An 18,319-nucleotide genomic window follows, 5' to 3' on the forward strand; every position below is an offset into this window, starting at 1 on the left:
GATTTCTCAAGTGTATGGAAGAGGAGATTTCTGGACTGATAAAGACAACTCCTTGACACTCCGTCAGCTTTTGATACAATAGTACAAAATTAGAGGAGGTGGGTTATGATTCAGAAACATGCAATTCCCATTTTAGAGTTTGATGACAATCCTCAGGCGGTCCTTATGCCAACACATGAGGGGCTAGATTTAAAGTTGCCAAAGAAGTGCATCTATGCGTTTTTGGAGGAAGAGATTGACCGCTATGCCCAGGAAGTAGGGGCGGACTGCATTGGTGAGTTCGTTTCGGCCACCAAGACTTATCCAGTCTATGTCGTCAACTACAAGGGCGAGGAGATCTGTCTAGCCCAGGCACCCGTGGGCTCTGCCCCAGCGGCCCAGTTTATGGATTGGTTGATTGGTTATGGTGTGGAGCAAATCATTTCCACTGGAACCTGTGGTGTTCTAGCTGATATAGAGGAGAATGCTTTTCTTGTCCCTGTTCGTGCTTTGCGAGATGAGGGAACTAGCTACCATTATGCAGCACCTTCTCGTTATATGGAGATGCAGCTTGAGGCTATCTCTGCCATTGAGCAAGTCTTGGAGCAAAGAGGCATCCCTTACGAGGAAGTCATGACCTGGACGACAGATGGTTTTTACCGAGAGACGGCTGAAAAGGTAGCCTATCGTAAGGAAGAAGGCTGTGCTGTTGTGGAGATGGAGTGTTCTGCTCTTGCGGCAGTAGGTCAGCTACGTGGAGTTGTCTGGGGAGAATTGCTCTTTACCGCGGATTCCTTGGCGGATTTGGACAACTACGACAGTCGTGACTGGGGTTCAGAAGCTTTTGATAAGGCGCTTGAACTCTGTCTTGCTATTGTGCACCACATGTGAGTGTTCTGACTATTTTTATGGTAGAATGTAGCTATGTTATTCAAATCTTTTTTGGAAAAAATCAAGACGACGCTGTCTCGGTTATCACCAGCCCGTCGCATCTTTTTAAGTTTTGCCTTAGTTATCTTCTTGGGCTCGCTCCTTTTAAGCCTTCCCTTTGTGCAAGCAACAACGTCACAAGCGACCTACTTTGATCATCTCTTTACAACGGTGTCCATGGTCTGTGTGACAGGGCTCTTCACCCAGCCGGTAGCCTCTACTTACAATATATGGGGCCAGTTGATCTGTATGCTCTTGATCCAGATTGGCGGTTTGGGTCTTATGACCTTTATCGGAATCTTTTATATCCAAGGCAAGCAAAAGCTCAGTCTTCGTGGTCGGGAGACTATTCAAGAAAGTTTCAGTTATGGAGAAACCCAGTCTCTAAAGGACTTCATCCGCTCAATCTTTCTGACGACTTTTCTGGTGGAAGGAATTGGTGCCTTTCTCCTAAGTTTCCGCTTTATTCCTGAATTTGGCTGGGGACGAGGGGTATTAACCTCTATCTTTTTGGCTGTTTCAGCTTTCTGTAATGCTGGATTTGATAATTTTGGAAGTACGAGTTTGCTAGCCTTTCAAACGGACCCCTTGATCAATCTAGTGATTGCAGGCTTGATTATCACGGGGGGGCTAGGATTTATGGTCTGGTTTGACCTAGCGACCCAGTTTGGGAAAAAGAAAAAACGCCGCCTGCGTTTCCATACCAAGTTGGTTCTCTTTTTAACGGCGGGAATTCTACTCTTTGGAACTGTATCGACTTTGTTCATCGAGTGGAACAATCCTGGAACGATTGGAAATCTCAGCGCTCCAGAGAAATTGCTGGTTAGTTTCTTTCAGACCGTCAGCATGAGAACGGCAGGTTTTGCTTCCATTGACTACACCCAGGCTCGACCAGCTACCTTGTTCATCTATATCCTACAGATGTTTCTAGGAGGGGCGCCTGGAGGGACAGCAGGGGGGCTCAAGATTACGACCTTCTTTGTCCTGTTGGTCTTTGCTCGTAGCGAACTATTGGGCTTGCCTCATGCCAATGTAGCTCGGAGGACCATTGAACCCCGAACCGTGCAAAAATCTTTCAGTGTCTTTATTATCTTCTTGCTAACATTCTTGCTGGGCTTGATCCTGCTAGGGATAACAGCAGAGGGAAATCCGCGCTTCATCTACCTCATGTTTGAGACCATTTCAGCCCTTGCGACAGTTGGGGTGACGGCGAATTTAACACCAGAGCTAGGCAAGATAGCCCTCAGCATCGTTATGTTGTTGATGTTCATCGGCCGTATTGGTCCCTTGACACTACTGGTCAGTGTAGCAGAATACCAGCCAGACAAGAAAGATACGATTCACTATATGAAAGCAGATATCACCATTGGGTAAGAAAGGAAGAACGATGTCAGATCGGACAATTGGAATTTTAGGCTTGGGAATTTTTGGGAGCAGTGTTTTGGCTGCCCTAGCCAAGCATGACATGAATATCATTGCTATTGATGACCACGAGGAACGCATTAATCAATTTGAACCTGTGCTGGCGCGTGGGGTAGTTGGAGATATCACGGATGAAGAACTCCTTCTATCAGCGGGGATTGACACCTGCGATACCGTTGTTGTCGCAACAGGGGAAAATCTGGAGTCCAGTGTTCTTGCGGTTATGCACTGCAAGAGTCTAGGAGTGCCGACCGTCATTGCCAAGGTCAAAAGTCATACAGCTAAAAAGGTTCTAGAAAAAATTGGCGCGGACGCAGTCATCTCACCAGAGTTTGAAATGGGGCGCTCATTGGCGCAGACCATCCTCTTTCATAACAGTGTAGACGTCTTTCAGCTAGACAAGAATGTATCGATTGTCGAGATGAAAATCCCCCAATCATGGGTAGGTAAAAGCCTCAGTCAGCTAGATTTACGTGGGCGATACAACCTCAACGTACTTGGCTTTCGTTCCTACGAAAATGCTCCTCTGGATGTCCAATTCGGACCCAATGACCTCTTGCAGGCAGATGCCTACATCATGGCCGTCATTAATAACCAACATTTGGACACCCTAGCTGAACTGAGTGAGTAGGAGAGGAAGGGTACTCTCTTTCCAACAATTAACGAGTCAATATAAGTATTTTATAAGAGGGATTTAAGAAAAATTTTAACTTTTTCTTAATCCTTTTTAATTTTAGGAGATTATACTAGAGTCATCAAAAAAAAAGAAAACTCTAAGGAGAATCCTATGAAATTCAATCCAAATCAGAGATATACTCGTTGGTCTATTCGCCGTCTCAGTGTCGGTGTTGCTTCAGTTGTCGTAGCTAGTGGCTTCTTTGTCCTAGTTGGTCAACCAAGTTCTGCACGTGCTGATGTCGTCAATCCGACCCCTGCCCAAGTCGTGCCAGACGCTGCTTCGGTGAGTGAAAAGAACGACTTACCAGCAGAGGTTCTCAAAAAAGCAGTCGATGTAGCTCTTCCTTCAGAACAGTCTGTTCCAACACCTAAAGCAAGTGTGGATACGACAAGCTCTTCAGAAAAAGTGGACGAAACTGCTAAAGAGCCTGCAGTAGCGCCAAAAGAAGAAGTACAAGCACAACCTGACTCTAAGAAACAAACAGAAGATGCAGTTAAACCTGTGGAAAGTCCTGCGTCTACAGTTTCTGGACAAGACCGTGAAGCCAGTGAAGCGCAACCAGCGACCACCCCAGCTGAAGTACAAAAAGGTGTGGCTGACAACACCAAAGACACAGTAGATGTTCCAGCTAGCTACCTTGACAAAGCCAATTTTCCAGGACCATTTACAGCTGGTGTCAATCAAGTCATTCCATATGAATTCTTCGCTGGTGATGGCATGTTAACTCGTCTTATCTTGAAAGCCTCTGATAAGGCTCCATGGTCAGATAACGGAACAGCTAAAAATCCTGCTCTCCCACCAGTAGAAAAATTGGGTAAAGGTCTTTACTTCTACGAAGTAGACTTGGCTGACACCCAAGGAAAATCTGACAAAGAGCTGCTTGATCTCTTGAAACAAAATGGAACTCAAAGCTATAAGGCTACCATCAAAGTGTACGGTGCGAAAGATGGCAAGCCTGACTTAACCAATCTCGTAGCAACTAAAGATTTGACTGTTAATTTGAATGGTTTGACCACACCAAATCAGGTTAAAGAGTCTGTTGTTAACAATGTCAAAGACATGATTGATGTTCCAGCTAGCTACCTTGAAAAAGCAAATGTTCCGGGTCCATTCTTGGCCGGTGTCAACCAAGTTATTCCATACGAAGCTTTTGGTGGAGATGGTATGTTGACTCGCCTCTTGTTAAAAGCTTCAGACAAAGCTCCATGGTCAGACAACGGAACAGCTAAAAATCCTGCCCTATTGCCACTTGAAGGCTTGGCTAAAGGTCAATATTTCTACGAAGTGGATTTGAATGGCAATACGGTTGGCAAAGATGGTCAGGCCTTGCTGGATCAACTTCGAGCTAACGGAACCCATACATATCTAGCTACTATTAAAGTCTATGGATCTAAAGATGGCAAACCTGATTTGACCAATCTGATTGCTACTCGTCAAGTAACGATTCAGCTTCGTGGAAAAGAAATGGCGACAACACCATCTCAACAAGGTCAGATGAATACGAAGTCTTCTGAAACAGGCTCTACAGGTACGACTGAGGGTATGATGGGTACAAATCACCATATGTCAGATATGAAAGTAGATCAACCAGCTTCTAGCCAAATGGCTAATATGATGAAAAAAGATGATAAAGCGATGCTACCAAATACTGGGGAAGCTAAAACAGCTACAGCTGGCCTTGGTATCGTTGGTCTAGCCTTGGCAGGGCTTGTTGGACTTTTGGGTTTGACAACCAAACGAGAAGATTAAGATTCAAATCACTTAAACATTAGGGAAAATAGTGTTATACTAAAGCAAGTATAACACTGTTTTTATCGAAGGAGTGTCAGATGAAAAAGACAATTTTGCTGGTTGATGATGAGATAGATATTCTAGATATTCAAAACCGCTATCTTATACAGGCAGGTTACGATGTTTTGGTCGCCCATGATGGTAAGGAGGGCTTAGAACTTTTCAGAAAAAAATCTATCGACCTCATTATCACAGATATCATGATGCCCAATATGGACGGTTATGATTTTATCAGTGAAGTTCAGTATATCGCTCCGGATCAACCCTTCCTCTTTACAACTGCTAAGACAAGCGAACAGGATAAGATTTATGGATTAAGTTTGGGGGCAGATGATTTTATAGTCAAACCCTTTAGCCCACGCGAATTGGTTTTAAGAGTGAATAATATCTTGCGTCGCCTTAGCCGTGGAGGAGAGACAGAACAGATCGAGTTTGGTGACTTAGTGATCAACCATGTGACTCATGAGGTTCGCATTGGGGAGCAACCTTTGGAATTGACAGTAAAATCCTTTGAACTTTTATGGATATTAGCCAGCAATCCTGAGAGAGTCTTTTCAAAGACGGAACTTTACGAGAAGGTATGGCAAGAGGACTATGTGGATGATACCAATACACTCAATGTTCATATCCATGCTTTGAGGCAAGAGTTGACCAAGTATACAAATTCAAATGCTCCTGCTATTAAAACTGTCTGGGGTTTGGGCTATAAGATGGAAAGACCAAGAGGTAGAAAATGAAATTAAAAAACTATATTTTAGTGGGGTATCTAGTGTCGACTCTACTAACGATTTTGGTCGTTTTCTGGGCAGTCCAACGGATGTTGATCGAGAAAAGTGAAGTTTACTTTCTAGTTGGAATGACCTTGATTGCTAGTTTCATTGGCGCTGCAGTGAGCATCTTTCTTTTGTCGCCTGTGTTCTCTTCTTTGAAACATTTGAAAAAACAAGCTCAGGATATAGCAAGCAAGGATTTCAGCACAGAAATCGAAACCAAAGGCCCATTAGAATTTCAAGAGCTGGGCCAGGCTTTTAATGACATGTCCCACAATTTGCAAGCTACCTTTCAATCACTTGATGAGAGCGAGCAAGAAAAGAGAATGATGATTGCGCAGCTCTCTCACGATATTAAAACTCCCATTACCTCCATTCAGGTTACTGTGGAGGGAATTCTAGATGGAGTGATTAAGGAAGAGGAGCGGCTCCACTACTTAGCCACGATTGGTCGGCAAACTGAGCGTCTAAACAAGCTAGTAGAGGAATTGGATGTTTTGACTCTGAACACACAACCTCAAGATACTGCTGATGAAGAAGTCGAAGAGGTCTTTTTAGATCAATTGCTGATTGAGTCAATGAGTGAATTTCAACTCCAGATTGAACAAGAGGAGCGAGATGTTTACATTCAAGTGTTACCTGAGTCAGCGAAAATCAAGAGCCATTCTGACAAACTTTCTCGCATTCTGGTCAATTTGTTAAACAATGCCTTTAAATATTCAGAACCAGGGACCAGAATCGAAGTTCTTGCCCAATTAACAGAACAAGAGCTGACAATCAGTGTGAAAGACGAGGGGCAGGGAATCCTTCCTGAAGATTTGGAAAAGAACTTTAAACGACTTTATCGTGTAGAAACTTCGCGCAATATGAAGACAGGTGGGCATGGATTAGGTCTTGCGATTGCACGAGAACTAGCCCATCAGCTTGGTGGCGAAATCACAGCAGAAAGTCAATATGGCTTAGGAAGCAAGTTTACATTCAGCCTTAATTTGAAATAAAGGCGTAAAATCCCTTTACAAATCTAGCTTTTCATGGTACAATAGCCTTTGTGTGAAATAGCAGCAGGAAAGCATGAAGCTCGTCAACAGGTGTCTTATGACAAGTAACCTTGGCTGTTTAGGCGAAGGGCATCTGCACGAATCAGGGCTTTCTAAGTGACTATTTCCACCGAAATATTATTTATATCAGGAGGACATACACATGTCACGTTATACAGGACCATCTTGGAAACAAGCTCGTCGCCTTGGCCTTTCACTTACAGGTACAGGTAAAGAATTGGCACGTCGTAACTACGTACCAGGACAACACGGACCAAACAACCGTTCTAAATTGTCAGAATACGGTTTGCAATTGGCTGAAAAACAAAAACTTCGTTTTACTTACGGTGTAGGTGAAAAACAATTCCGTAACTTGTTCGTACAAGCTACTAAGATTAAAGGCGGAATCCTAGGTTTCAACTTCATGCTTCTTTTGGAACGTCGTTTGGATAACGTTGTTTACCGTCTTGGTCTTGCGACTACTCGTCGTCAAGCTCGTCAATTCGTAAACCACGGTCACATCCTTGTTGACGGAAAACGCGTTGATATCCCATCATACCGCGTAACTCCAGGTCAAGTGATCTCAGTTCGTGAGAAATCATTGAAAGTTCCAGCAATCCTTGAAGCAGTAGAAGCTACTCTTGGACGTCCAGCATTCGTATCATTCGACGCTGAAAAATTGGAAGGTTCATTGACTCGCTTGCCAGAACGCGACGAAATCAACCCAGAAATCAACGAAGCACTTGTCGTTGAATTCTACAACAAAATGCTTTAATTTTAAGAAATATCTTACAGAAAGCCTACAACAGTGGGCTTTTTGCTTTGTCTTAAAACGTCGATTTCTGGGTTTGCTTAGATATTTGCTAGATTGATTTCATAGCAGTTTCAAAGAATGAGACGGCTTTTTTGGCGTTCTCTTTTGAGAGGTGGCTATATATATCCATGGTCATACTGATTTGTGAATGACCTAGGCGGTGCTGAAGTTCCTTGTAAGGTATTCCAGAGTTAAGCAAGAGACTGGCGTGAGTATGGCGGAAACCATGAAAACCAATGTTAGGAACGTCAGCATGTTTGAAGTGGGTTCTTAATCTGGTTTGTAAGGTTCGATTATTGGGGTACTCATGTATAAAGTCAGAAAAGACCACCGTTTCAGTACGTCCAAGTTGCCAAGCCTCTTTTACTTGTCTACGTTTGTACTGTTTCAGCATGCTAACAGTTGCTTGATCTATATCTATATCCCGATAACTAGACTTTGACTTTGGGCTATTGATTTCTTGCTTATAGTTTAGAGTCTTTGTGACGTGGACAATGGCATTTTCTAGGTCAATATCTGACCATTCAAGCGCTAGAGCCTCATTGATACGGCAACCAGTGGCCAGTAGAAACTTGTAAAGTGTAATCTCGTAAAAATGGCGGTACTTGTTACTGTCTAAACTATCGAGATAGTCAAGAAACTTTTTAAGTTCCTGATTGTCAAAATGTTTGATCTTGTGGCGGTTTGCTTTTTGATTGTTTCGAGGTAGCAAGACCTCACGGGCTGGATTGAATGGGATAGCTTGCATAATGACACCATATTGAAGAATACGCTTGTTAAGCGCGTGGATTTTGTCATAATGCAGATACGCCCCAGCTTCTCCTTTATTAGTCTTTTCTGCCAGTCGGTTGACAATGGATTGAATAAGTGGAGTTGTCAGCTTATCGAGCTTATATGAGCCAAAGAGAGGCAAAACATGGCCTTCTAGGAGCCTTCTAGTAGCGTCCTGACTATTTGGTTTTACTGTATGCTTGTGGTTATCCCACCATAGCCTAGCCAGCTCCTCGTAGGTGGATATAGTAGAGGCTTGAAACCTGGTCGATCCGTTTACCTTAAAGTCTATAATTGCGTCTTGGGCTTTTTGCTTGACCTCTTTTTTAGTGCGTCCCGTGACTTTCGTTGTGACTTGTTTACCCGTTACCTGGTCAATGCCCAGATAGACACTAGAGCGGTAGACTATTGACCCGTCTTTTTTACTATGTTGCGTTATTTTCATGATGATAAACCTTTCTAAAATACATCAGCAGGCAAGCTATTATTAAAAAGGTTTTAGATTGTAGTTTATATCATGCTAGGGCTTCATAGTTTGCGCCTATTTTAATTTGTTTTCGGGAGTTTGGCTCAGATTATTCATTGTAACCAATGCCCCAGTATGGAATATATTGCATATTCTTTTTACCAGCATTTTCATCATAAATTTTTATTTTATTATTTTCTAATGCAAGAGAAATGAGTTTGGAAGCAACGGATGATTGTTTATTTGTTAATCCGAATCTTTTTCTAAGTGTGCTATTTGTCATATAATCATCTTCGATGTATAGTATAGCAGAATGATAATAAATAGCGTTTATTTTTTCTCTATTACCCATTTCCTGGATACTTCGTCGTTGGTGTAAAGTAACAACAGTATAATTATCTTTAGCAGATATATCAGGAGCGGGTAGATGATTTAATTCTAGCGTCAATATAATCTTGTCTATACCACTTCCGCGAGATTCTACTAAATGCATCTTTCGAAACAGATTAGCTAAATCTTCATTTCGAGAATAAGGAGGCATGTCAAGTAATCTTTCTGGACGATTAAGAGGAGATCCTGGATTTGTGAATACAATTCTATTATCGAATATTTCAATTGTTGGGGAGCTACCTTTTACAGAAAAATCCTGATGTACAATTTGATTTGCGACAATTTCACGTATTACAAGAGGAGGATAATCTGTATCAGAGGTAATTTGCCCATTTTCTTTTAATGTCTCTGGATTTCTAGGTAAATGACTTTTGATAAATTTTAGCAAACCATCAAAACCAACGGCAGCTCCTTTACTTGCTGTGTTATCGGCCACTGCACTAAGTTTATTATTTCCATCATACCTAATTACTCGTAAAGCATGAGATGATAGGTTTTCAAAGTTATTAATATTCTTTGCGAAAGTAAATGCCCCCATATTGGTTAGATTAAAAGTTTTTCCAGAAGATTCTATAATTCCATCGTTTATCATATAAGTAATTATTTCTTCGTCAGTTGAGCCAACAAAATAGCCTAGCATCTTCAAATAAGAATTAATATCAAGTAATTCTTTGATTTTATCAAAGGTACATGCGGTTTTTGCAAATTCTCTTTCGAATGATCGTGCTTCAAAGGATTTCCATAACTCTCTCTCTTTTTCGGGATAGTCCTTTAAGTTTTTCAATGAAGAGCCACTTCTAATGTACCGACTACCATTAAAAGCAATAGGTCTACCAGCTTTCATATGGATAACTAGAACGACAACATGATTTTGATTAATATCATATTCTTCAAACCGAATTGTAATACGAGGGTCAAGCATTCGTTCTAACCAAGTAATAAATGGTTCTCCACCATGTTTTTCAGTTTTTGGGTAGAATTTTGTACCGACGATCTCTTTTGAATCATCGTCAATTCCCCAAATTAGGTACGAAAATTGTCGATTTAAAATTGCTGATGAATTGGCCAAAGCTGATATATATTTACCTATACGTTCATGATCATTATTATTTACTTTATATTCAATAATTTCATCTTCGTTTTTAGTCAATAATTTTAATAATTTTTCTGAATCTTTATTTTCCATAATTTTTATTTTCCAAGTGATTTCTAAATGAGTTAAAAACACTGTTAAATCAACGTTTTTTTATTTTCCAAGTAAATTCCACGCGCTCAAAAGTTGAACTATACAGTTTTGTTGATGTCAACAAAATTAGTAGAATTTTTTAGGGGGCAACTGGTTAAATGTTACATCGAACAAAGAGCGAAGTAAGAGAAATCACGCGCTTTGTTAGGTGTAATCGGACTTTTCGGACGCCCTAAAGAAAAATATTAGGGCAAGACCTTTTAGTTAAGTCGAGAAAACACGCGCTTCTGGAATATTGGATATTGTGGCGCGTAGGTTTAGAATCCTTTTTGCCAAGGCTCTTTTTTATTGGCTATTTTTACTTTTTCAGCCATATCAGAAACCAGATTCTTTATTATTTTTTTATCTTCCTTAGGGAGTATTCCATAATTTAGTAATAACTCTTCTTCATCGGTAAATGAAAGCTGATTTACTGCAGATAAGAATGAAGTAAGATTAGAATAATCAGGCTCATCATGACCAGTTATATATTGCTCTTCTAGCACCTTCATTAAATCATCGCCAAGAATAGAATAAGCCCTAGCCTTTACATGGTTATATGGATCATCGGGATCCTTTTGGTAAAGTTGATAACTTGCTTCTTGGCTATCTCTATACTCACTATACCCTAATAGATATCCAACGCTTACACCAAAATAGTCAGCTAGTTGCTGGGCTTTTTCTGGTTTAATTTGGCTTTCTCCGTTTTCCCAGCGTGATAGAGTCTTTTCTGATATGCCCATTTCTTTTGCTATTTCCTTTTGAGATAGCTTTTTTTCTTTACGTAACTCTTTCAATCTATTCATTTATATCAACACCTTTCAAACGTATTATATCATTCTTTTTCTCAAAACAGACAAAAAAAGTCCAATAAAATAAAAAATATCCTTGACAAAGACAAAAAATGTCTGTATAATAAAACTGAATCAGACAGAAAATGTCTGTTAAGATTTCCAGCGTAACACTTTTAAATCTATGATGCTGGAGATAGCTTTTAAAGATAATAGAAGGGGGTAAGACATTTGAAAAATAATATGCGTGTTATTTTAGCAAAGAAACGCTTGAAGGTGGCAGATGTTGCAAGAGAAACAGGGCTATCAAAAAGCACTTTGACGGCATTGTATTATGAGCGTTCAAAAAATCCGACTTTTGAGACATTGCAGAAAGTAGCTGACTTTTTAGAAGTTACGATTGATGATTTGTTAAAGGTTGGATAAATAGAAAGGAGCAAACCAATGGAACTAGTCTACATGGACGGTAAGAAAGAGCCGTATACTACGAGTGCAATCATAGCTGAATGTGCTGGAATAAAACACCACGCAATACAGGAACACATTAGAAAACAGATTGGACGACTGGAGCAATTTGGAAAGGTGTCATTTAAAATGCGACCTTTACAAAGTGGACAACAGGCAAAAGATTATATTTTGAATGAGCAACAAGCAACATTGCTGATTACATTTTTAAAGAATACCGATCAAGTGGCCAACTTCAAAACCAACCTAGTCAAAGCATTCTTTGAAATGCGTGAGGAGCTTTCTAAGTTTCGTATGCAGAGGGCGCTAGAAAAGCCAAAAAGAAAAACACTGCATGACAGTATCGAGAACTGGGAACAAGCGCCAAAGCACGCGCATAGTACCATGAACAACTTACTACTAAAGGCAGTAACCGACAGGAACGCTAAGCAGTTAAGGGAAGAACGTGGGGGCTATAATGGCATCGATAGCTTGACCAGTGACGAGCTGGAGCAATACCAGGCATTTGAGGACATGGTAATAGCCATGATTGGCTTGAATATGAGTTATCAAGAAATCAAGTCCATGGTATTCAGAAATAAAAAACCACGCACTAAATGCGCGTGATTGAAACAAAAAAGGCTTACCGAGACCAATCAGCAAAGCCTTTCACACTAACACTAAAACGAATTTAACAACGCAGGCAAGCTATTATTAAAAGGGTTTTAGTAAAGATTTATACCTAAATTATAGCATATTTAGGACATTTTGACCATACGGAGAGCGCCAACTCTTAAAACTGGTCATCACTACAAGCGTCCGCCAACTTGGGGCAATCGCCCGGCGTTTGGAGTGGTGCTAATCATGTATAGGAAACGACAATTAAAAGATCAATGGAGGAATAACATGACAACAGACCTAAACAACATGACACAAGCAGAATTTGATAAACAAATGGCTGAAATCAAGGAGAAACACCCGAACCTCTTCCAGTTTATCTCTGATTTCGTAGATAGAAAAGTAAGCACCGAAGAGGTGGACGACTTCCTGAAGATGGAACGAAGCGACCAAGTGGACTATATCAAGAGTTATCAAGCGAGGGCATAATATGAATGAGCTAGATTTAAGCAACACACAGGCGATTGTCTTTGTTGTGGTATTGATTGGCTTGCTGCTTTATCTAAACCACCGAGACCGCAAAAAAAGCGCCCAAATTGAGCGAGAAAGCAAACAGACGATAGAAACACCTAGCGAAAGTTTAACCCCTGATTATGGGCGATATATCCAGCTTGCAGGGGTCAATGTATGGGGAGGGATTGAATGAATTTAACACTGAATGACAAACGAGTATTAAGACTAATCAAGGTGGGGGCTGAGAACTCCATAACAGGGGCAGAAATCAGCTTAATGACCAAGTTAGCAGAAAGAACCGTACAGGACATTATCAGCCGTCTGATCACGCGCTACGGCGTTCCTATCGTTGGGGTACGTCACGGATCTTTTAGAGGCTACTTTATCCCAGCTAACAAAGAGGAGTTACTGGACGGAGCAAAGGCATTCTATAACCAAGTACAAGAGGAGCAGAAGCGTCTGACTGTCCTTTTGAATGCCGATTTAGAGAGCTACAAGCAACTACTGAAGGGGGCGGAAGACTATGTTTAGTTTAAGCAAAGAAAGCGAAAACGAGTTAGCCCATGGTGTTTTAAACCTTGTAGAAAAATACCTGGAGGCGCGTGATATACTTAAACCGCGTTTGACAGGTTTAATTTCAGCTCAGGAGGCTATGGCTGAGTTAGATATAAAGTATAAGACACTCCAAAAGTGGGAAGAAGCAGGGTTAAGACGATACCAGCCCCCACTAGAAGATACCAGGAAAATCTATTATAGAGTTTCGGACGTGCTGAAGTTTTTGGGGGTAGAAAATGGCTAGCTTTGAAAGATTCCCCGGACAGAGAAAATCTGTCCGGACTACCAACGGCTACACTCGGAAAAATAGACAATTAACGCTTGAGAAACGCAAAGAGTTACAACAATTAAAGAAAATGAAAAAGAAAAGATTGAAAAACCAGAAAGGATAACTAATGACAGAAATTAAAAAACTAGGACAAGTTCCTGCTGAGACAATAGGGTCATCTGCTAGCATTTTGACAGGATTGTTGAGACGCGGGCAAGTATTGGGTATATCGGCGCCAAGAAGATCCTTAAAGACTAGCGTAGTTATCTCCCTAGCTCTATCTTTAGCCCAGGGGAGTAATTGGCTAGAGTGGAAGAGTAAAAGAGCTTTCAACGTCTTGTATATCAATACGAATCATAAAGAAAACGACTGTTTTAGTAAATTCATGCAGATTGCCCAACTTTTAGAAGTTGAGCAAAAAGATCTTGACAATATTTCTATCTTAACTCTTCCAAAGTCAACAGCCTTAGAAGAGTTAGCCAAAGTTGTAAAAGATAAAGTACCAAACAACGCTTTTCAAGTGGTTATTATTGATAGTATTGATAATTTGAAATTACTACAGTTTGGGGGCTCCTTAGGGGATTATTTGCAACAGATTAACCAACACGTAGGCGGCGGCCTGATCTATACACAAAGTCATAGAGATAGACCGAAAGGGACTACGGAAAGTTCAGACTTTGCGCAGTGGTCAGAGTCTCTAGCTCATTGCGATAGCTTGTTGGAATTTTTCAAGATGGAATTAGATCCAGAATTGTTACGCCTAGAGAGGCTAGAAGCCGTCTGGGATTTGGCCAAGAATGTAATGACTACGCACAATAAAAGATATTTTCAGCTAAACGTAACAAATGATTATATCAGTTTTAAAAACAAGAGAGCAACAAGCGAGGATCTACGAAATCATATTGAGGTAGCGCTAGAGCATTTACCTACTGAACAGACGCAGGAAATTCTAACACATTTTAATAACATAGATTTGCCGTTAAAAACGCGAACTTATTGGAGACTTGAAGCAGTTACCTCGGAAGCTGATTACGACGGGGAGAAAAATTTTCTTTTCTACTATCCACAGTTGATAAATGATAAGGAGAAAATATTAGCCTATCACGAACCAGGGTTACCACTTTCAAAAGAACAGAAAGAAAAAGCATGGGCTAATGAAGAAACGAAAGAAAAAGCGACAAACAAATTAAAATCTATGATAGCAAACTTTGAACAGGCGAATAATAGACTACCCAATAAGTCAGAGCTTTCTCGTTTTGCCAAAATCAGCAGACCTACCTTAGACAAATTGATTGATGAATCCGATAATAACATAGTGGTCGTCGATGGAATGATACAAGAAAATCCTGCTTATTAACAACTTTAAATATGTAAAGAGTTGTAAACTTTACAAATGTAAAAGTTGTAAAAAGGTGTAAAAAAAGTGTAAAAATTTTACATGATTTTACACCTTTACAAACGTAAAATTTACAACCCTTTACAACTCATTGTAAAAGATGTAAAACAGTTATTTTTTTACACTTGTAAATTATAAAACATAACTCGAAAAACATTGGTGTTATTGGATTTTTTAGGAGTTGTAAAAGATTGTAAATACTTGTAAATTTTACAGATGTAAAAGGAGGGACATGACTAGAATAGCCTAGCGTCAATTCTAGTTTGTCCAATTTTCGTGAAATGTGGAAGTAAGGAGCAGGAACAGGGGCGATTGAGCTACGCCCCCTGTAACCCTGTCCTTTAACACTTCCACGTTGCGCGGATATATATTGTAAAAAATGGAGTAGTGAACTTGTGGTAAAGAAGAGATTAAATAAACGAGTTATCCAAGACAAAAATTTTTTAGCCTTCAAGTCAATGCCCTACATGGAAAATATTGGAGAGGTTATTAAGTGGGCTGGTGAGAACGAACCGATGAGATATATTTTTGATAGAGTAAGAAAGTATCTAGTATTTGATAAAGCTATTTGTAAGTGGCAAGGTAGGAATTATGGAAAGCAGTCCAGGGAGTTGCTTTCTAAAACCCCACGTTTAAGGTACATCACAAAGAGTATATATGAGAAGATGGAAGAAAGTGAATTGGATCTTCTTCCACCACAAAATGGAGGTTCTGCTTCTTATATTTCTGAATGGGAAACTTTTAAAAACAGTGAGCTTGTCCAAACCTTGAAGCATGAAGACAAACTGCTAAAATATTTTGTAATTTTAGCTATACAACAGGGGTATATTATTCTCGATAACCGTAAAAAATTTGTTGGTATTGATTATTGAAAAATAGAAAAAGGAGAAATAACATGACATTAAAAACATTTTCAGACAAAGCAAAAACATTCACATTCACTTACGATTTTAAAGACCTAGATACTGCTATGGTAGCAGGTCACGCGCTACTGGGATATATGACTGGAACATATTGCCAGCCTACAATCTTATTAACCTATAAAGATAAGGGGACACTGGTCGCTGAGTATGTGGAAGATAACAAGCTAAACAAGACCTTCAAGCGCATTTGTGACAGTTTCAAAGACTATTACAATCAACCAGAGGAGCTTGAAGCATTTGAAGAACGTTATAAACAGGAGCGCGTGCTTCAATTCAAAGAGTCGGAGGATTTTGAGAGTTTGCTGAATAAGATCGCAGACTACGAGTTGGAACTACTAGACTATGCTGATCGCTTGCTTTCTGATAAGCCTATCCCTATGGACTCTATGACAGCTTTTGGTACGTTGGAAATGCTGGGCGATGAAAGTATTAGCCTACTCCAACAGTTGGACGTAGAAGGCGAATATAAAGGCCTTGCAGGTTATTCTGGTCAATAAAACACAGGAAGGGGAGCAATCCCCTTTTAGCATTTAGGCAATAGATTTGGGTTTTTCTATATAGGGGGATTTTTGAACGAATGGAAGTTATAAAATCAATAACCATAGAGACATTTATAAAGCCAATGAAAAACAAGAATATCAGTCAGGGTATAGCTGAGTTGGACGGTAGAAAACTAGAAATAGACTTAGATAACCTTTATATCACCTTTGAACGTGATCATTTTGATTTAGCGAGAATACCAGGAACCAAGGGAGGCAATCGCTACTTCTTTGTCTGTCCTATTTGTGGTAATCGATGTAGAAAACTCTATAAGAGACTTTTGCTATATGGTTGTGGATCATGCCAGAAAATACACAAATCAACACTGAACCGAAGTAAGACAGATTGCCAATACTATTGGGAGCTTGCGCTGAGGGAAGCTAGAAAGGTAGAACCAGGTTGGAGTCCTAGACGTGGTGGATATATGTTTGACAGTTTTCCTGAAAGACCAAAATACATGAAACAGAAACGATATTACAAGCATTATCAAAAGTTTGTTAACTACACCAGAAAAGGGGATAGATTTTGGCTGAATGGATTGAGTAATTTGAAGTAGTTTTTTGGAGCATTTCCAAACAAATCTTAATCAAGATCAAGGGAAAAAATGGTTATATAAATATTGTTTAGCTTTAATCAATTACAAGATACTAAGCAGGTATGAAGGCGAGATACGAGGCAGAGATACCCCCTTTATTTTTAGACGGGGGTATATTTTGCTAAAGTATAAGAACGCTGCCCTCTTCTGTACGAAAAATTCCCTTTTTGAAATGTTGAAAGGTATTAGGGAATGTAGTGCTATCAGGAAGTTAGCTTGATTTTTTGATCTATAAAGCTACCCATTAACTAATTAGTTTAAGAGGCTTTAGATAATTTGTAGTAGTGTGCAATTTACCAAACGAACACCGTAGAAAGGTGCAATATGGAACGAGATAGCCGAGGGGAGCTCTTTGGGTAGATTATAACGCTTGTCAGTACTTAATTTCAGTTTGTGGCTTACCTGAAGTTATGTTTAGCGAATCAGAGGAATGATTAGGTTTTGATTAGGTTTTGATTAGGTTTTGCATTTAAAAATAGCAAGGTACAGGACTTTATTCTAGAGATAAAACACTAAGATTTCCTAAGATATAGATACTTTCAGAGACAAAGAACGTTAAGGGAGATATAATAGAACTCCGAGAAAACGCAAAAAAGCCAAGGCTCTCCACCTCGGCAATAATTTCAACATTATTATACCAAAAAGGAGTAACAGCGTGAACGTTGAACAGATTGAGAAAAAACTGAAAAATTGTAAAAAGTCAGATATGATCATAAAAAAATTGCAATTAAAACTAGAGAGTTTAAACTATGGACTATTAGCTGGATCTAACCAAACTAACACAAGAGTAACAACCAGCAAAACAAACACTACTGAAAATAAGCTACTTGAAACCTTGCAACTAAAAGACGAGGTAATAGAGCAACTCAACGCTATTGTGAATGAGCGTATAGAAGTCATGGATTTAATAGACCAGTTAGATGAAATTGAGGAATGGTTAGTATTGACAATGTTATATGTGAATAACCTCCCTTTGACTCAGATTTGTAGGGAGATGAAGATAAGCAAGGTTAACGTATATAGAATTAGAAAGCAAGCTTTAGACCACTTGGCAGGTATGGTAAATACAGATTGATAACAAAGAGGCTGCTAAGTAAGCAAACAGATTTCTAAAAAGTTAACATGACGAGATTATGTTTGTTGTAAAATATTATGGAATTTTCTATAATGGAGTTAAAGCAAAAGAGAAAGTGCTTGAAATGTTTTCTAAGACGTTTGATCTAAAATTTGGAAGGATTGAATGATATGGCAAAACAAGATATTTACACTTGGCCAGAAGGCGAAGATGACAACATTGATTTTGATGCCATCCAGGAACAAAATAAGAATAAAACTGTTGAGGACTTGGATCACGAATGGGAAGAGTTCGTAAGAACACTTAAACTGGAGAGGATTGATTAGT

Annotated in this window: 23 protein-coding genes; 20 read left to right on the forward strand and 3 right to left on the reverse strand. The window is 39.7% G+C overall.

All coding sequences use genetic code 11. The features are described 5' to 3' along the window. Window positions 1-105: 105 nt before the first annotated feature. The 7 genes from A0739_RS06550 to rpsD all read left to right on the forward strand — a co-directional run bounded on the left by A0739_RS06550 (window position 106) and on the right by rpsD (window position 7,383). On the forward strand, window positions 106-870 hold the full coding sequence (locus tag A0739_RS06550) for a nucleoside phosphorylase (protein WP_061587448.1): 765 nt from the start codon (window positions 106-108) through the stop codon (window positions 868-870). 33 nt (window positions 871-903) lie between these two features. Continuing rightward, window positions 904-2,283, forward strand: coding sequence for a TrkH family potassium uptake protein (locus A0739_RS06555; protein WP_061587449.1), 1,380 nt, complete (start codon window positions 904-906; stop codon window positions 2,281-2,283). A gap of 13 nt (window positions 2,284-2,296) precedes the next feature. Beyond that, window positions 2,297-2,962: a potassium channel family protein gene (locus tag A0739_RS06560; RefSeq protein ID WP_001283884.1), complete on the forward strand. Its 666-nt coding sequence runs from the start codon at window positions 2,297-2,299 to the stop codon at window positions 2,960-2,962. Window positions 2,963-3,118: 156 nt separating this feature from the next. Continuing rightward, entirely contained in the window at window positions 3,119-4,759 is a 1,641-nt protein-coding gene (locus A0739_RS06565) for an SSURE domain-containing protein (RefSeq protein WP_061587450.1), read from the forward strand. 80 nt (window positions 4,760-4,839) lie between these two features. Then, entirely contained in the window at window positions 4,840-5,538 is a 699-nt protein-coding gene (locus tag A0739_RS06570) for a response regulator transcription factor (protein ID WP_000751223.1), read from the forward strand. Beyond that, on the forward strand, window positions 5,535-6,569 hold the full coding sequence (locus A0739_RS06575) for a sensor histidine kinase (RefSeq protein WP_061587451.1): 1,035 nt from the start codon (window positions 5,535-5,537) through the stop codon (window positions 6,567-6,569). Before A0739_RS06570 ends, A0739_RS06575 begins: the two co-directional genes overlap by 4 nt. A gap of 202 nt (window positions 6,570-6,771) precedes the next feature. Next, window positions 6,772-7,383: a 30S ribosomal protein S4 gene (gene rpsD / locus A0739_RS06580; protein WP_000092756.1), complete on the forward strand. Its 612-nt coding sequence runs from the start codon at window positions 6,772-6,774 to the stop codon at window positions 7,381-7,383. An 88-nt stretch (window positions 7,384-7,471) separates the two neighbouring features. Here rpsD and A0739_RS06585 read toward each other — a convergent pair whose 3' ends face one another. The 3 genes from A0739_RS06585 to A0739_RS06595 form a co-directional block, all read right to left on the reverse strand. After that, window positions 7,472-8,638: a tyrosine-type recombinase/integrase gene (locus tag A0739_RS06585; protein WP_061587452.1), complete on the reverse strand. Its 1,167-nt coding sequence runs from the start codon at window positions 8,636-8,638 to the stop codon at window positions 7,472-7,474. Window positions 8,639-8,768: 130 nt separating this feature from the next. Beyond that, complete coding sequence (locus A0739_RS06590; protein WP_045616686.1) at window positions 8,769-10,235, reverse strand: ATP-binding protein; 1,467 nt, start codon at window positions 10,233-10,235, stop codon at window positions 8,769-8,771. 317 nt (window positions 10,236-10,552) lie between these two features. Then, the gene (locus tag A0739_RS06595) at window positions 10,553-11,080 is read right to left on the reverse strand and encodes a helix-turn-helix domain-containing protein (protein WP_061587453.1); all 528 of its coding nucleotides are present in this window, start codon (window positions 11,078-11,080) and stop codon (window positions 10,553-10,555) included. A gap of 216 nt (window positions 11,081-11,296) precedes the next feature. On the opposite strand from A0739_RS06595, the gene A0739_RS06600 reads away from it, so the two are divergent. From A0739_RS06600 to A0739_RS10480, 13 genes are all read left to right on the forward strand, one after another. Continuing rightward, window positions 11,297-11,491, forward strand: a complete 195-nt coding sequence (locus A0739_RS06600) for a helix-turn-helix domain-containing protein (RefSeq protein ID WP_000794674.1) — start codon at window positions 11,297-11,299, stop codon at window positions 11,489-11,491. An 18-nt stretch (window positions 11,492-11,509) separates the two neighbouring features. Further along, complete coding sequence (locus A0739_RS06605; protein WP_061587454.1) at window positions 11,510-12,136, forward strand: Rha family transcriptional regulator; 627 nt, start codon at window positions 11,510-11,512, stop codon at window positions 12,134-12,136. A 279-nt stretch (window positions 12,137-12,415) separates the two neighbouring features. After that, entirely contained in the window at window positions 12,416-12,616 is a 201-nt protein-coding gene (locus tag A0739_RS06610) for a hypothetical protein (RefSeq protein WP_061587455.1), read from the forward strand. A gap of 1 nt (window position 12,617) precedes the next feature. Continuing rightward, complete coding sequence (locus A0739_RS06615) at window positions 12,618-12,833, forward strand: hypothetical protein (protein WP_061587456.1); 216 nt, start codon at window positions 12,618-12,620, stop codon at window positions 12,831-12,833. Further along, window positions 12,830-13,171: a hypothetical protein gene (locus A0739_RS06620; RefSeq protein WP_061587457.1), complete on the forward strand. Its 342-nt coding sequence runs from the start codon at window positions 12,830-12,832 to the stop codon at window positions 13,169-13,171. The genes A0739_RS06615 and A0739_RS06620 overlap by 4 nt, the downstream gene beginning before the upstream one ends. Then, on the forward strand, window positions 13,164-13,439 hold the full coding sequence (locus A0739_RS06625) for a hypothetical protein (RefSeq protein ID WP_061587458.1): 276 nt from the start codon (window positions 13,164-13,166) through the stop codon (window positions 13,437-13,439). The genes A0739_RS06620 and A0739_RS06625 overlap by 8 nt, the downstream gene beginning before the upstream one ends. Then, the gene (locus tag A0739_RS10475) at window positions 13,432-13,587 is read left to right on the forward strand and encodes a hypothetical protein (RefSeq protein ID WP_196755716.1); all 156 of its coding nucleotides are present in this window, start codon (window positions 13,432-13,434) and stop codon (window positions 13,585-13,587) included. Before A0739_RS06625 ends, A0739_RS10475 begins: the two co-directional genes overlap by 8 nt. A 3-nt stretch (window positions 13,588-13,590) precedes the next feature. Beyond that, entirely contained in the window at window positions 13,591-14,820 is a 1,230-nt protein-coding gene (locus A0739_RS06630; RefSeq protein ID WP_061587459.1) for an AAA family ATPase, read from the forward strand. Window positions 14,821-15,326: 506 nt separating this feature from the next. Further along, window positions 15,327-15,731, forward strand: coding sequence for a hypothetical protein (locus tag A0739_RS06635; protein WP_231082577.1), 405 nt, complete (start codon window positions 15,327-15,329; stop codon window positions 15,729-15,731). A gap of 23 nt (window positions 15,732-15,754) precedes the next feature. Next, window positions 15,755-16,279 (forward strand): hypothetical protein, encoded by a 525-nt coding sequence (locus A0739_RS06640; RefSeq protein ID WP_061587460.1) that lies wholly within the window; start codon window positions 15,755-15,757, stop codon window positions 16,277-16,279. A gap of 89 nt (window positions 16,280-16,368) precedes the next feature. Beyond that, the gene (locus tag A0739_RS06645) at window positions 16,369-16,878 is read left to right on the forward strand and encodes a hypothetical protein (protein WP_025168970.1); all 510 of its coding nucleotides are present in this window, start codon (window positions 16,369-16,371) and stop codon (window positions 16,876-16,878) included. Between the two features lie 694 nt (window positions 16,879-17,572). Beyond that, complete coding sequence (locus A0739_RS06650; protein ID WP_061587461.1) at window positions 17,573-17,992, forward strand: DUF1492 domain-containing protein; 420 nt, start codon at window positions 17,573-17,575, stop codon at window positions 17,990-17,992. Window positions 17,993-18,162: 170 nt separating this feature from the next. Further along, window positions 18,163-18,318, forward strand: coding sequence for a hypothetical protein (locus A0739_RS10480; protein ID WP_172842369.1), 156 nt, complete (start codon window positions 18,163-18,165; stop codon window positions 18,316-18,318). Window position 18,319: the final 1 nt, after the last annotated feature.

The sequence above is a fragment of the Streptococcus oralis genome (genome assembly GCF_001588645.1).
Lineage (GTDB): Bacteria > Bacillota > Bacilli > Lactobacillales > Streptococcaceae > Streptococcus > Streptococcus oralis_AB.

Excerpts from the sequence above, each read along its gene's own strand:
- A0739_RS10475 (WP_196755716.1), top strand. The coding sequence starts at position 13,432 with ATGGCTAGCTTTGAAAGATTCCCCGGACAGAGAAAATCTGTCCGGACT.
- A0739_RS06620 (WP_061587457.1), top strand. The coding sequence starts at position 12,830 with ATGAATTTAACACTGAATGACAAACGAGTATTAAGACTAATCAAGGTG.
- A0739_RS06630 (WP_061587459.1), top strand. The coding sequence starts at position 13,591 with ATGACAGAAATTAAAAAACTAGGACAAGTTCCTGCTGAGACAATAGGG.
- A0739_RS06605 (WP_061587454.1), top strand. The coding sequence starts at position 11,510 with ATGGAACTAGTCTACATGGACGGTAAGAAAGAGCCGTATACTACGAGT.
- A0739_RS06590 (WP_045616686.1), bottom strand. The coding sequence starts at position 10,235 with ATGGAAAATAAAGATTCAGAAAAATTATTAAAATTATTGACTAAAAAC.
- A0739_RS06555 (WP_061587449.1), top strand. The coding sequence starts at position 904 with ATGTTATTCAAATCTTTTTTGGAAAAAATCAAGACGACGCTGTCTCGG.
- A0739_RS06635 (WP_231082577.1), top strand. The coding sequence starts at position 15,327 with ATGGAAAATATTGGAGAGGTTATTAAGTGGGCTGGTGAGAACGAACCG.
- A0739_RS06595 (WP_061587453.1), bottom strand. The coding sequence starts at position 11,080 with ATGAATAGATTGAAAGAGTTACGTAAAGAAAAAAAGCTATCTCAAAAG.
- A0739_RS06615 (WP_061587456.1), top strand. The coding sequence starts at position 12,618 with ATGAATGAGCTAGATTTAAGCAACACACAGGCGATTGTCTTTGTTGTG.
- A0739_RS06585 (WP_061587452.1), bottom strand. The coding sequence starts at position 8,638 with ATGAAAATAACGCAACATAGTAAAAAAGACGGGTCAATAGTCTACCGC.
- A0739_RS06550 (WP_061587448.1), top strand. The coding sequence starts at position 106 with ATGATTCAGAAACATGCAATTCCCATTTTAGAGTTTGATGACAATCCT.
- A0739_RS06570 (WP_000751223.1), top strand. The coding sequence starts at position 4,840 with ATGAAAAAGACAATTTTGCTGGTTGATGATGAGATAGATATTCTAGAT.
- A0739_RS06565 (WP_061587450.1), top strand. The coding sequence starts at position 3,119 with ATGAAATTCAATCCAAATCAGAGATATACTCGTTGGTCTATTCGCCGT.
- A0739_RS06640 (WP_061587460.1), top strand. The coding sequence starts at position 15,755 with ATGACATTAAAAACATTTTCAGACAAAGCAAAAACATTCACATTCACT.
- A0739_RS06625 (WP_061587458.1), top strand. The coding sequence starts at position 13,164 with ATGTTTAGTTTAAGCAAAGAAAGCGAAAACGAGTTAGCCCATGGTGTT.
- rpsD (WP_000092756.1), top strand. The coding sequence starts at position 6,772 with ATGTCACGTTATACAGGACCATCTTGGAAACAAGCTCGTCGCCTTGGC.
- A0739_RS06575 (WP_061587451.1), top strand. The coding sequence starts at position 5,535 with ATGAAATTAAAAAACTATATTTTAGTGGGGTATCTAGTGTCGACTCTA.
- A0739_RS06610 (WP_061587455.1), top strand. The coding sequence starts at position 12,416 with ATGACAACAGACCTAAACAACATGACACAAGCAGAATTTGATAAACAA.
- A0739_RS10480 (WP_172842369.1), top strand. The coding sequence starts at position 18,163 with ATGGCAAAACAAGATATTTACACTTGGCCAGAAGGCGAAGATGACAAC.
- A0739_RS06560 (WP_001283884.1), top strand. The coding sequence starts at position 2,297 with ATGTCAGATCGGACAATTGGAATTTTAGGCTTGGGAATTTTTGGGAGC.